At 68.6% G+C, this 12,003-nt stretch carries 12 protein-coding genes; 5 read left to right on the forward strand and 7 right to left on the reverse strand.

Features of this window, described 5'->3' with window-relative positions; genetic code table 11:
- Positions 1-68 precede the first annotated feature (68 nt).
- Genes QQJ79_RS07820 through QQJ79_RS07830 form a run of 3 tightly spaced genes read left to right on the forward strand, consistent with a single transcriptional unit; the run spans position 69 to position 3,266 of the window.
- Entirely contained in the window at positions 69-929 is an 861-nt protein-coding gene (locus QQJ79_RS07820) for a universal stress protein (RefSeq protein ID WP_284222366.1), read from the forward strand.
- A gap of 1 nt (position 930) precedes the next feature.
- Positions 931-2,511 carry an MBL fold metallo-hydrolase gene (locus QQJ79_RS07825; RefSeq protein ID WP_284222367.1) on the forward strand — a complete coding sequence of 527 codons (1,581 nt, stop codon included), beginning with the start codon at positions 931-933 and terminating at the stop codon, positions 2,509-2,511.
- Positions 2,508-3,266, forward strand: coding sequence for an LOG family protein (locus QQJ79_RS07830; RefSeq protein ID WP_284222368.1), 759 nt, complete (start codon positions 2,508-2,510; stop codon positions 3,264-3,266). The genes QQJ79_RS07825 and QQJ79_RS07830 overlap by 4 nt, the downstream gene beginning before the upstream one ends.
- Before the next feature lie 3 nt (positions 3,267-3,269).
- Here the strand turns inward: QQJ79_RS07830 and QQJ79_RS07835 are convergent, their stop codons facing one another.
- The 3 genes from QQJ79_RS07835 to QQJ79_RS07845 form a co-directional block, all read right to left on the reverse strand.
- The gene (locus QQJ79_RS07835; RefSeq protein ID WP_284222369.1) at positions 3,270-4,037 is read right to left on the reverse strand and encodes an SDR family NAD(P)-dependent oxidoreductase; all 768 of its coding nucleotides are present in this window, start codon (positions 4,035-4,037) and stop codon (positions 3,270-3,272) included.
- Between the two features lie 3 nt (positions 4,038-4,040).
- On the reverse strand, positions 4,041-4,601 hold the full coding sequence (locus QQJ79_RS07840; RefSeq protein ID WP_284222370.1) for a CC0125/CC1285 family lipoprotein: 561 nt from the start codon (positions 4,599-4,601) through the stop codon (positions 4,041-4,043).
- Between the two features lie 66 nt (positions 4,602-4,667).
- Positions 4,668-5,315 (reverse strand): helix-turn-helix domain-containing protein, encoded by a 648-nt coding sequence (locus tag QQJ79_RS07845; RefSeq protein WP_284222371.1) that lies wholly within the window; start codon positions 5,313-5,315, stop codon positions 4,668-4,670.
- Positions 5,316-5,563: 248 nt separating this feature from the next.
- Here QQJ79_RS07845 and QQJ79_RS07850 point away from each other — a divergent pair, with 248 nt between their 5' ends.
- Positions 5,564-6,181 (forward strand): hypothetical protein, encoded by a 618-nt coding sequence (locus QQJ79_RS07850; protein WP_284222372.1) that lies wholly within the window; start codon positions 5,564-5,566, stop codon positions 6,179-6,181.
- Between the two features lie 379 nt (positions 6,182-6,560).
- Positions 6,561-7,262, forward strand: a complete 702-nt coding sequence (locus QQJ79_RS07855; protein WP_284222373.1) for a VIT1/CCC1 transporter family protein — start codon at positions 6,561-6,563, stop codon at positions 7,260-7,262.
- A 24-nt stretch (positions 7,263-7,286) separates the two neighbouring features.
- On the opposite strand, the gene QQJ79_RS07860 is transcribed toward QQJ79_RS07855, so the two are convergent.
- The 4 genes from QQJ79_RS07860 to QQJ79_RS07875 all read right to left on the reverse strand — a co-directional run.
- Positions 7,287-7,670, reverse strand: coding sequence for a DUF302 domain-containing protein (locus QQJ79_RS07860; protein WP_284222374.1), 384 nt, complete (start codon positions 7,668-7,670; stop codon positions 7,287-7,289).
- Positions 7,667-8,011 carry an ArsR/SmtB family transcription factor gene (locus tag QQJ79_RS07865; RefSeq protein WP_284222375.1) on the reverse strand — a complete coding sequence of 115 codons (345 nt, stop codon included), beginning with the start codon at positions 8,009-8,011 and terminating at the stop codon, positions 7,667-7,669. The genes QQJ79_RS07860 and QQJ79_RS07865 overlap by 4 nt, the downstream gene beginning before the upstream one ends.
- Positions 8,008-11,238 carry an efflux RND transporter permease subunit gene (locus QQJ79_RS07870; RefSeq protein ID WP_284222376.1) on the reverse strand — a complete coding sequence of 1,077 codons (3,231 nt, stop codon included), beginning with the start codon at positions 11,236-11,238 and terminating at the stop codon, positions 8,008-8,010. The genes QQJ79_RS07865 and QQJ79_RS07870 overlap by 4 nt, the downstream gene beginning before the upstream one ends.
- Positions 11,235-12,003 (reverse strand): efflux RND transporter periplasmic adaptor subunit (locus QQJ79_RS07875; RefSeq protein WP_284222377.1); only part of this gene is annotated, 769 nt, incomplete at its 5' end. The genes QQJ79_RS07875 and QQJ79_RS07870, both read right to left, overlap by 4 nt.

Raw genomic sequence — 12,003 nt, forward strand, 5'->3', positions numbered from 1 at the left:
GCGCCTTGACGCCGATCAAGGCGGCAGCGACCCACCTGTTCCACGGTGGCCTGAAAGGGAGATACACCATGAGCCTGAAACGCATCCTCGCCCTGGCCTCCGGGGGCGACGGCGACCCGACTGCCCTGGCTTTCGCCGCCTGGCTGGCCGGCCAGCACGACGCCGTTGTGGAGGTGGTGCCGACCTATCCCGACTCCGCCGTCGACATGATCGCCCTCGGCATGGCCCTGGGCGCCACCCTCTCTCCGCAAGCCCTTGGGGAGGTGACGGCGGCCGAGCGGGAGTTGCAGTCCCGTATCGAAGAGGTCGCGCGCCGGGCGGCGGACAACGCGGACGTGGTCTTCGGCGCCGGCGAGGGCGCGCCCCGGCTGTCCGTCCTCAACCGGGGACTTCGGCCGGCCCTGGCCCTGTCGCGTCATGCGGCCCTGGCCGATCTGGTCGTGCTCGCCCAGGAGAGTCTGCAGGCCGAGGCTGGACGAGAACTGCTGGCCCAGGCTCTGCTGACCGACCGCGCACCGGTGCTGATCGCCCGCGGGAACCCGGATCGCCTGACGGGTCCCGTCGCCATCGCCTGGGACGGAAGCCCGCAGGCCGGCCGGGCCGTTCGCGCCGCCCTGCCTCTGCTGGCGCTGTCCAGCGCCATCCATGTGCTTCAGTGCGTGACCACGCTTGATCAGCGGGCCGCTGACCCCGACGTTGATCTGCTCAACGGCTATCTGAGGCTCCACGGCGTCGGGACGGGCGTGGCCACGCTGGTCGAGGGGCACGACGAGGGCGCGGCGCTGATCGCCGCGGCGGAAGTCAGCCAGGCAGGCCTGCTTGTCGCCGGCGCCTGGGGCCACTCCCGGCTCCGCGAGACCGTCTTCGGCGGAGCCACGCGAAGCTTCCTGAACCGAAAGGACGGCCCCAGTCTTCTGCTGGCGCACTGACATGACCGCCAGGCTGACCTTTCACGGCGCCGCCGAGTGCGTCACCGGCTCGTGCATGCTGCTGGAGGCCGCCGGCAAGCGCATTCTGATCGATTGCGGCATGTTCCAGGGACCGAAGACCCTCAAGGCGCTCAACTACGAACCTTTCCCATTTTCGCCCGCCTCGCTCGACGCGGTGTTGCTGACCCATGCCCACATCGACCATTCGGGATTGCTCCCGAAGCTGGTCAAGGCCGGATTTCGGGGGCCCATCTTCACGACGCGCGGCTCCCGGGATTTGTGCGAGGTCATGCTGGCGGACTCGGCCGGCATCCAGGAAAGCGAGGTCCGCCACCTCAACCGGCGCAACGCCCAACGTGGGCTTGGGCCCGTGGAGCCAATCTACACCTCCCGGGACGTCGACCAGACCATGCGGCTGTTCGAGCGGGTCAAGTTCGGCGAGCCGACGCCGATCATCGGAGGCATGCAGGCGACCTGGTGGCCGGCGGGTCACCTTCTGGGCGCCGCGTCTATCCAGGTGCAGGTCGGCGAAGGGGCCGAGGGCCTGAACCTGTTGTTCTCGGGCGATCTCGGTTCGGGGCGTCAGCCCTTTCTGCCGTATCCCGATGGTCCCGCCGGCGTCGATCACGTGATTCTGGAGAGCACCTATGGGGATCGCGAGCGCATCGATCTGGAGCTGGTCGCCCGGCGCCGCGCGCTTGCAGAGGAATTGCGCCAGGCGCGGGCGGCGGGGGGACCTCTGCTGTTGCCGACCTTCGCGGTGGGGCGCGCCCAGGAACTGATCCTCGACCTGTTGGCGGTGATGGAGGCGGAGCCGGAGCTGGCCACTGACATCTTCCTCGACTCACCGCTCGCCATCGAAGCGACGGAGGTCTTTCTGCGACGCGGGTGGAACCCGGACACTGGCGAGAACCCGTTCGAGCCGCTTCGGCAAGCCACACGTCTGCACCACCTGATCCGCCCCCAGGAAAGCGATCGGCTCGAGCGGCTCAGCGGATGGCACATCATCCTGGCCGGCAGCGGCATGTGCGACGCCGGACGGATCCGCCGCCACCTCAAACGCCTGCTCTGGCGCAAGGAGGTGACCGTCCTGATGACCGGCTTCATGGTCGCCGGCACCCTGGGCCGCATGCTGGTCGAGGGTCGCTCCGCCGTCCGCATCCAGGGCGAGGAGGTCCGGGTCGGGGCGCGAATTCGCAATCTTGACTGCTACTCCGGCCATGGCGATGCGACCGATCTGGTGGCCTGGCTCAAGGCGAGAAGTCCCGTCGGAGGGACGGTGTTGCTCGACCATGGCGAACCGGGCGCCCTGGCGGCCATGACGACGCGGCTGGTCGAAGAGGGATACAGGCCGGTCACCGCCTTGCTGGACCAGTCCTACCTCCTGACCCGAACGTCGGCTGAGCCGCTGCCCTCCACGGGTGCGCGGCTGGCTCCCGGACAGGCCACCCGGCCGGATTGGCACAATGATCGCTCGGCCTTCCTCGTGGCTCTGAACGAGAGGCTCCAGGCGCTCCCGAACGACGCGGCGCGAGCCCGGCTGGTCGAGAGGCTGAGCAGGGCCCTGGAGCCGGAGCGATGACAGATCCCGTCGTTGCGTCAACTGCGCAAACCGCCAGCCCGGCGTACCTGTTGCCCGTCGCCGACGCGGCCTTCCTCCTCGGCGACTCCATGCGGGGCGTGCGGTTCCTGATGGAGTTCGCCAAGGCGGATGAAGCCCTTCGCGCCTGGGGCGTGACCTCGACGATCGTCGTCTTCGGCAGCTCGAGGGTCACAGAGAACGGACCCGGCGACCACGCGCGCTGGTACGCCGAAGCTCGCCGGTTCGCGGCCCTGGCCTCCCGCGAGGGCGGGGCGCTGGACGGCGATGGTCGGCCGAGACGGAACGTCATCGCCACGGGCGGCGGGCCCGGGATCATGGCTGCGGCCAACCGCGGCGCGGCGGACGCCGGCGCGCCCTCGATCGGCTTCAACATCAGCCTGCCGCAGGAGCAGGAGCCGAACGCCTGGTCGACCCCGGACCTGACCTTCCGCTTTCACTACTTCGCCATGCGCAAGATGCATCTGGCGATGCGCGCCAATGCCCTTGTGGTCTTTCCAGGCGGCTTCGGGACCCTGGACGAGCTGTTCGAGATCCTGACGCTGCGCCAGACCGGCAAGATGAGACCGGTGCCGGTCATTCTGGTCGACAAGGCCTACTGGACGGACCTGATCCGCTTCGAGGTCCTGCTGGCGAACGGCTTCGTCAGTCCCGGCGACATGGAGCTGATCCAGTTCGCGGAGGACGGCGCCGACGCCTGGCGCAGGCTGGCGCTCTCCCTGCCGGCCCGGGAATAGGGATTATCGGGCGGTGTAGCCGCCGTCGATGACGAGTTCGGAGCCGGTGACGAATTTCGCCTCGTCAGACGCGAGGTAGACGGCGCCCCAGGCGATGTCATCCGGCTCTCCGATATGGCCGAGGGGATGCAAGGCGGCCGTCGCCTTGCGGCCTTCTTCCAGATCGCCCTGGCTCGAAAGATGGTTTTCCACCATCGGCGTCCAGATGAAGCCCGGATGGATCGAGTTCACCCGAATCCTGTCGGCCGCATAGATCAGGGCGTCGGTCTTGGACATCAGCCGCACCGCCCCCTTCGAGGCGTGATACGGCGGCACGTCGGGTCCCCCGACGAGGCCGTAGATCGACGACAGGTTGATGATCGATCCACCGCCCGCCCGCTTCAGGTGGGGGATGGCGTGCTTGGTGCAGAAGAAGACGCCCTTGACGTTGATCGCCTGGACCCAGTCCCACTCGGCCTCAGTGATTTCGTGCGTCGGCTTGTTGACCCCGGCCACGCCGGCGTTGTTGACGAGGATATCGAGCCGGCCGAAATGCTCGACGACCTTTTGCATCACCGCCTGGACTTCACGTTCGGTGGACACGTCGCAATGCCAGTGGGCGGCGGACAGACCCTGCCCACGGAGCATCTCGACCAGCTCAAGTCCCTCGGCGTCGAGGACGTCCAGAAGCGCAACGGAAGCGCCTTCTTCCGCCATGCGAATGGCGGTTCCGCGCCCAAGGCCCAACGCCGCGCCGGTGATGACGGCGACCTTGCCGGACAGACGATTCATGCGTCAGTCCTCCGGGCGGATAATGCGATTTTCAAGCGACGCCAGGACCTCTCGCGCATCGAAGGCGCGCGCATCGTCGGCGGGCCTTGTCCCGCGGCGCATCACCACCTCGGCGACGGCCTCGTAGTCGGTGACCTGCCGGACGTCGAATACAGGATCCAGACCGTGACGATCCCATGTCCGCCACCCGGAGTGAAGGCCATAGGCGTAGCGCCAGTGGGGCTCCCAGCCGGGGCCCCAGACGCCGATCGGCTCACGAACCACCAGGGTGACATGCTCCTCGGTGTCGCGCTCGACCGCCAGGAACCAGTCATAGCCGTTCTGCCGTGTCAGCTCGGCGGCGCGGTACAGCAGATAGGTCTCGACCGTCTCGCGTGAGGTCAGGCTGTTGCCGGCGAAGGCGACACGCCAGCGCTCCGGCTCCACCCGAACTTCACGATAGCCGTCCGCGTGGCCGGGGTCCGTCAACGACGCCGCATGGTAGGGCGTGGCGGTGGCGCAGGCGGACAGGGCGAGGGCGGCGCCCAGGGCGGCGACAAGGGCGAGAGATGGGTTGGATGACATTCGGATTTTCCTCCGGGCCCATCAGCGGGCATCGGCCAGGCGTTGTCGTTGACCACGATCAATTCGTCAGGCGGCGGCGAGTCTCTTCAGGCTGCCGCGATGCCGGATGCGGAAATGTCTGCAGCCGGCGAACTCGACCACGCCGTCAGCCTGCAGGCGTCCGAGCATCCGCGAGACCGTCTCGATGGTGAGACCCAGGTAGTCGGCCATGTCCTGGCGGCTCATCGGCAGGGTCACGAGTTCTTCGCGGAAGCGGTCGGCGATATCGAGAAGGAAGCGGGCCACCCGTTCACAGGCGGTGGCGCGCCCGAGCAGAAGCATGTGCACCTGAGCCCGAGCCAGTTCCGTGGCAGTCGCGGCCCACACAAGTTGCTGGACCCGCCCGGGTGCGAAGGCGGCTGATCCTGACCGCTTCACCATCAACACCTCGCAGGTCGTCAGGGCTTCCGCCGAAAACCTGTGTTCCGGCCCGGTCTCCACGCCGAACACGTCGCCCTCGTAATAGAAGTCGCCGACCTGCCGGCGTCCGTCCGGCAGCAGATGACTCGTTCTGATGGAGCCTTTCACCAGCTGGTAGATCAGGTCAGCGGACTCATCCTGGCCATAGATTTCCTCACCGGGGGCGAAGGTCATGCTCAGCGAGCCGTCCCAGGTCTCGGTCGTGCTGGTCAGAGCGGAAGAGGGCGGGTGGTTGAGTAGCTCAATCGACGGCATGTCAAATCTCCCCTGTCGCAAGCACAGGGATATGCCCGGAGGGCGGCGCGCGACATTCGGGAGCTCCCCTTAAGGGGATCACCGGAGGGCCCGCCGAGCGAGATCAAGGATGCGCTGACCGCCCACGGGCGCCTGGGTCCGACCGGCCGACCCTACCACCGCGCCGGATAACGCGACCTTGATCCATGTCACGCCGGTCGGTCGATCAGCCTGCCATGCGTGACGGGACAGGCCGAAGAGGAATCAGCATGCCCCGACGCATCGAGCAATTGGCGGACGAGATCGTCCGGCTGCAGGGCGAACTCGACCGCGAGATCGAGCGGCGCCGGGCGGACCTTGGCTGGCGGTTGAACGAAGGGCTGCTCGAATTCGAGCACGGCATCACCCAGCGCCATCGCCGACTGCGGCTCGGCGCCCGCGCTTTCATGGCCCGCTCGGACTTCGCCACCGTCATCACCGCTCCTCTGATCTATTCCCTGATCATTCCGGTTCTGCTGATCGATGCCTGGGCCTCTCTCTATCAGGCGGTCTGCTTCCGGGCCTACCGGATCCCGCGCGTCCGCCGGTCCCGCTACATCGTCATGGATCGTGACAGGCTGGGTTACCTGAATGCGATCGAAGTGTTGAACTGCTTCTACTGCGAGTACGCCAACGGCGTCGTCGCCTATGTTCGCGAGATATCGAGCCGCACCGAACAATACTGGTGCCCTATCAAGCACGCCTTCGCCGTCACCGATCCGCACCTGCGCTACTACCAGTTCCTCGAATATGGCGACGCCGAGGGCTACCGCGCCCGCCTCCACGAGTTTCGTCAGCGCCTCCGGACCGAGGCTCAGGACGCCGACCCGGCGGCGAAGCCGATCTGACTGGAAGCGGGCGTCACCCGTGACAGCCCCGGAAACGGATTGAAGCGTCCCGTTCGACCAGCCCGAACCTCGCCGGGCCGTCGTTGATGCGGATCAATGCGCCCTCCTGCCGATGGCGGTCTGTTGGGACCGCAAAGGAGCCTCGCAATGTCCGACGACACCCTCCCGGTTGGGCTGATGATCATCGCCTTCCTGCTGACCTTCCTGGTGCCGGTTGGAGGCAGGCCAATGTTCCCGGCGGATGGGCCTCTTCGACGCCGCGCCCCTCCTCCGCCGACCCCTGCCCGGGGGAAACTCTCCCGCATGGCGCGGGGCCTCCCCTGATGAAGAGGATCGCGTCCCGCCGGTGTAGTCTGCGCCACTGGTCTGGAGTCGTCGTATGAGTCGTCTCGCGCTACATCCCGAACGCCATCTGGTCTCCCGTATCGGCTGGCTGCGCGCCGCCGTTCTGGGCGCCAACGACGGGCTGGTGTCGACCGCCAGCCTGGTCATCGGCGTTGCGGCGGCCGAGGCGACGCGGGGCGAAATCCTGATCGCCGGCGTCGCCGGCCTCGTCGCCGGGGCGATGTCGATGGCGGCGGGGGAATATGTCTCCGTCAGCTCCCAGTCGGATACCGAAAGGGCTGACCTGGCCCGCGAGACGGCCGAGCTGGCGGGGGACCGCGAAGCCGAGGTGACCGAGTTGGCCGGCATCTATGCGGCGCGCGGCGTCGACCCGGGCCTGTCGCGGCAGGTGGCGATACAGTTGATGGCGAAGGATGCGCTCGGCGCTCATGCGCGGGACGAGCTCGGCATCTCCGAGATTACGACGGCGCGACCGGTGCAGGCGGCGCTGACCTCCGCCCTGACGTTCGCACTCGGCGCCCTTCCGGCCCTGCTTCTGGTGACCGTCGCGCCGCTCTCGGGCTTGATCATCTGGGTCGGAGCAATGGCCTTGGCCGCACTGATGGGACTGGGCGCGCTCGGCGCCCTGGCGGGAGGCGCCAACGTGGGCCGTTCCGTCCTGCGGGTCGCATTCTGGGGCGTGATCGCCATGGTCGCGACCGCAGGCATCGGCCGGCTGTTTGGTACAGTGGTCTAGATTGCTGCCGAACCGGGCCGGCGATCAGATCCTGTCGATGGCTGCGTTCAGCCGTTCGCCCACCATCCGGGCATGTTGCAGCAATTCTGTATTCTCGATCGCCGCCATCGAGGCGGCGGGATCGACGGCGAAGACCTCGACGCCGTCTTCGACCTGCTGGACCACGACATTGCAGGGCAGCATGACGCCGACGTGAGGCTCCATCTTGAGGGCCTCATGGGCCATGACCGGGTTGCAGGCGCCGAGGATGCGGTAAGGGCGGAAATCCTCGCCGATCTTCGCCTTCAGCGTGGCCTGGACGTCGATCTCGGTGAGGACGCCGAAGCCTTGCTCCTGTAGCGACGCGCGGGTGCGATCCAGGACGGTTTCGAAGTCGCCTTCAATCGTGCGGGCATGGAAATAGGTCATGAGGTCTGGTCCTTGGGTCTGTCGCGGAAGATCTCGCAGAGCAGGGCGATGAGGCGGGCCGCCGCCGGATCGGAGATGCCGTAGTAGATCGTCTGGGCGTCGCGCCGCGGAGCGATGACGCCGGCGTCGCGCAGGCGGGCGAGATGCTGGGAACAGGCTGACTGCGACAGGCCCGCATAGCCGGCCAACTCGCCGACCGCGCATTCACTTTCGCTGAGCCTGCACATCAGCATCAGCCGCTGCTCATTGGCGAACAGTCGTAACAGCTGCGCGGCGGGAGCGGCGCTGGCCTCAAGCTCGGCGAGGGCGGCGGCGTTCGGCAAGGGCAAGGCGTCGGTCATGGCGTCTCTGGCGCGGGTGCGGGCGCGACCATGGGGCGGCCGTCGTCCTTCAACGCGATATAGATCGCAGGGATCACCAGCACCGTCAGAATAGTCGAGGAAATCAGACCGAACAGCAGGGAAATCGCCAATCCCTGGAAGATCGGGTCGAACAGGATGACCGCGGCGCCGATCATGGCCGCCAGGGCGGTCAGCAGGATCGGCTTGAAGCGGATGGCGCCCGCCTCCAGCAGCACTTCGCGCAGGGGTCGTCCCGGTGTTCGGGCGTGGCGGATGAAGTCGACCAGGAGGATCGAGTTTCGCACGATGATTCCCGCCAGGGCGATGAAGCCGATCATCGAGGTCGCGGTGAACGGCGCGCCGAACAGCATGTGCCCGATGACGATGCCGATCAGGGTCAGGGGGATGGGCGTCAGGATCACCAGCGGGATGCGGAAATCCTTGAACTGGGCGACGACCAGAACATAGATCCCCAGCAGGGCCACGCCGAAGGCGGCGCCCATGTCGCGGAAGGTGACCCAGGTGATCTCCCATTCGCCGTCCCACAGGACGGTGGGGACGGTCTCGTCGGTCGGCTGGCCGTTGAGCCGGACCTCCGGGCGCGGCAGGCCCTTCCAGTCATGCGCCTTGATGGCGGCGTCGATGGCGAGGATGCCGTAGATCGGGGCCTCGAACTGGCCGGCCAGTTCGGCGGTGACCATCTCGGCGGCGCGGCCGTCGCGGCGGTAGACGGGCCAGCTCGCCAGCTCGTGCCGGGCCTCGACGACCTCGCCCAGTTCGACCAGCCGCCGGCCGCCGTCGATCGTGGTCACGGCCACGGGCATGACCGCCATCTGCTCGTTCCAGGTCCGGGCCGACTGGGGCAGGCGCACGGCGATCTCGACCGGGGTCCGCTCGTCGTCGCGCACGGCGTAGCCGAGCACCTGCCCGCCCATGACGGCGGCGATGGAGTCATGCACCTCGCGCTCGGACAGGCCGAAGCGCTCGATCTTCTCGCGGTCGGGGATCAGGCGCAGGACCGGCCGGCGCACGCCGAAGCTGTTGTCGACGTCGACCACCGAGGGCTCAGTCCGGAACAGGGTCTCCAGCTCGGCGGCCACGGCGCGGCGGGTCGCGGGATCGGGGCCGTAGACCTCGGCCAGCAGGGTCGCCAGCACCGGTGGCCCGGGCGGAGCCTCGACCACCTTGATCGACGACCCCGCGGGTAGCGGCAGGTCGGCCAGACGCCGGCGCAGGTCGAGGGCGATGGCGTGGCTGCTGCGGTCGCGCTCGCCTTTGGGGGCCAGCATCACCGCCAGATCGCCCTGTTCGGCGCCCGCGCGCAGGAAATAGTGACGCACCAGGCCGTTGAAGTTGAACGGCGCCGCGGTCCCGGCGTAGCTCTCCAGCGATTCCACCTCGGGCAGGCTTCCCGCCACGGCCGCCGCCCCGGCCAGGGTGCGTTCGGTGGTCTCGAGACTGGTCCCCTCGGGCATGTCCAGCACCACTTGAAGCTCGGACTTGTTGTCGAACGGCAGCAGCTTCACCGGCACCGCCCGGAAGCCGAACATCGACATGGACAGCAAGGTGGCGACGCCGACCACGATGAGGAAGGTCCAGGCGCTGCGGCGCGAGCGGATCACCGGCGTGGCCACCCTGCGATAGAGGCGGCCCAGCATCCCCTCGCCGTGCTCATGACCGTGGCCGCCGGCGAGGGTCTTTCGGGCCAGGCGGATCATCAACCACGGCGCGATGACCACGGCGACGAAGAAGGAGAAGACCATGGCCGCCGAGGCGTTGACCGGGATCGGGGCCATATAGGGGCCCATCAGGCCCGAGACGAACAGCATGGGCAGCAGGGCGGCGACGACGGTCAGGGTGGCGACCACGGTCGGATTGCCGACCTCGGCCACGGCCTCGACTGTGGCCTGGGCGCGGCTGCGGCCGTCGTCCATGGCCCAGTGCCGGGCGATGTTCTCGATCATGACGATGGCGTCGTCGACGAGAATGCCGATCGAGAAGATCAGGGCGAACAGGCTGACGCGGTTGATGGTGTAGCCCATCAGGTTGGAGGCGAAGAGGGTCAGCAGGATGGTCGTGGGGATCACGACCGCCGTCACGCCCGCCTCGCGCCAGCCGATGGCGAAGCCGATCAGGATGACGATGGAGATCGTCGCCAGACCCAGGTGCATGAGCAGCTCATTGGCCTTTTCATTGGCGGTCTCGCCGTAATCGCGGGTGACCACGACCTCGAGGCCGTCCGGGATCAGCGTGCCCTTCAGGGCTTCGACCCGCTCCATCACGCCGTGCGAGACGACCACGGCGTTGGCGCCCTGGCGTTTGGCCACGGCCAGGCTGACGGCGGGGGTGCGGCTCCAGCCGTCGCTGGCGCGGGCGTAGTGGGCGGCGCGGGCCTGGTCCTCGCGCGGGGCCTGCACCACGGTCGCCACGTCGCGCAGATAGACGGGCTCGCCCGCGATCGAGCTGACAGTCAGAAGGGAGGCGTCGTCGGGCGTGGCCAGCCGCTCGCCCGAGCGCAGGGACACGGCCCGGCCCTGGTCGCGGAAGGCGCCGGCGGGGAAGCTGCGATTGGCCTGGGCGACGGTCTCCAGCACCGAGGACAGGGCCACGCCGCGGGCCGCCATGCGGGCCGGATCGGGCTCGACGCGGATCTCGGACGGGCGGCCGCCGACGATGAAGGTCAGGCCGACGTCCTCGACCTTGCCGATCTCGGTGCGCAGGCGGGCGGCGACGTCGTACAGGGCCTGGTCGCTCCAGCGCCCGGCCGCATCGGCGCGCGGCGTCAGGGTCAGGACCACGGCGGGCACGTCATTGATGCCCCGGGTGACGATCCGGGGCTCGGACACGCCGACAGGAATGGAGCCGTAGTTGGCGCGCACCTTCTCGTGCACGCGGACCGCCGCGTCGTCGGGGTCCGATCCGACCACGAAGCGGGCGGTGACCATGACCTGGTCGTCCTGCACCTGGGTGTAGACGTGCTCGACGCCGTCGATGCTGCGGACGATGGCTTCCAGCGGCTTGGCCGCCAGTTCGGTCGCGTCCGAGGCGCTCAGACCCGGGGCCGCGACCATGATGTCGACCATGGGCACGCTGATCTGCGGCTCCTCCTCGCGGGGGATCGACAGCACCGCCATAAGGCCGACGGCGATCGCCGCCAGCAGCATCAGGGGGGTCAACGGCGAATTGAGCGTGGCTTTCGTGAGACGTCCGGACAGGCCGAGGTTCATCGGGCCGTCTCCGGAACCAGAACGACATCCCCGGCGGCGAGACCCGACATCACTTCGACCCGGTCCCCGCTCACGGCACCTCCCAACTGGACCGGCGCCTCGCTGACGCGGCCGGCGCGGTCGACCGTGCGCACGAAGTCGATGCCGTAGCGGGTGGAGACAACGCGGCGGGGAATGACCAGCGCGCGCCGTTGTCCCACCGGCACCTGGACGGTGACCCGCTGGCCGACCCGGTCGCTGGTCAGGCCAGGGACGGCGATGTCCGCGGTGGTCTGGCCGGCGCTCGAGGCCGGATAGACCTGGGCGATGGTCCCGGCGCTGACGCCGGGCAGGTCTCCGGACGAAACGACGACGCTCTGGCCGACGCGCAGGTTGCGGCCCTGGGCTTCGGGCAGTTCCAGCCTCAGGACCAGCGGCCCGGCGGTGATGGTGGCGACCGACTGGCCGGCGTTGACCACCGAGCCAGCGGGCACGTCGGCGGTGAGCACCCGGCCGGAAGCCGGGGCGAGAATCCGGCCCTGGGCCCCGGTTTCGGCGCTGGCCGAGCGCACGGCGCGCGCCGCCCGGACCTGGGCGTTTGCGGCTTGGGACGCGGCGAGGGCCTGGTCGAGCCGGGCCTGGGCATAGATGCCCCTGTCGAACAGGGTCTGGATGCGCGACAGGTCGGCCCGGGCCCGCGCGGCCTCGGCCTCGGCGGCCGCGACCTGTGCGCCGTACGCCGCCGTCTCGAGGCCGACCCGGTTGTCGGTGACCACGCCGATGACC

Origin of the sequence: Brevundimonas denitrificans, assembly GCF_030160755.1 — a bacterium.
Classification (GTDB): domain Bacteria; phylum Pseudomonadota; class Alphaproteobacteria; order Caulobacterales; family Caulobacteraceae; genus Brevundimonas; species Brevundimonas denitrificans.

Bases quoted from the DNA above. Each gene is read 5' to 3' on its own strand.
- QQJ79_RS07820 (WP_284222366.1), top strand. From the start codon at position 69: ATGAGCCTGAAACGCATCCTCGCCCTGGCCTCCGGGGGCGACGGCGAC.
- QQJ79_RS07825 (WP_284222367.1), top strand. From the start codon at position 931: ATGACCGCCAGGCTGACCTTTCACGGCGCCGCCGAGTGCGTCACCGGC.
- QQJ79_RS07830 (WP_284222368.1), top strand. From the start codon at position 2,508: ATGACAGATCCCGTCGTTGCGTCAACTGCGCAAACCGCCAGCCCGGCG.
- QQJ79_RS07835 (WP_284222369.1), bottom strand. From the start codon at position 4,037: ATGAATCGTCTGTCCGGCAAGGTCGCCGTCATCACCGGCGCGGCGTTG.
- QQJ79_RS07840 (WP_284222370.1), bottom strand. From the start codon at position 4,601: ATGTCATCCAACCCATCTCTCGCCCTTGTCGCCGCCCTGGGCGCCGCC.
- QQJ79_RS07845 (WP_284222371.1), bottom strand. From the start codon at position 5,315: ATGCCGTCGATTGAGCTACTCAACCACCCGCCCTCTTCCGCTCTGACC.
- QQJ79_RS07850 (WP_284222372.1), top strand. From the start codon at position 5,564: ATGCCCCGACGCATCGAGCAATTGGCGGACGAGATCGTCCGGCTGCAG.
- QQJ79_RS07855 (WP_284222373.1), top strand. From the start codon at position 6,561: ATGAGTCGTCTCGCGCTACATCCCGAACGCCATCTGGTCTCCCGTATC.
- QQJ79_RS07860 (WP_284222374.1), bottom strand. From the start codon at position 7,670: ATGACCTATTTCCATGCCCGCACGATTGAAGGCGACTTCGAAACCGTC.
- QQJ79_RS07865 (WP_284222375.1), bottom strand. From the start codon at position 8,011: ATGACCGACGCCTTGCCCTTGCCGAACGCCGCCGCCCTCGCCGAGCTT.
- QQJ79_RS07870 (WP_284222376.1), bottom strand. From the start codon at position 11,238: ATGAACCTCGGCCTGTCCGGACGTCTCACGAAAGCCACGCTCAATTCG.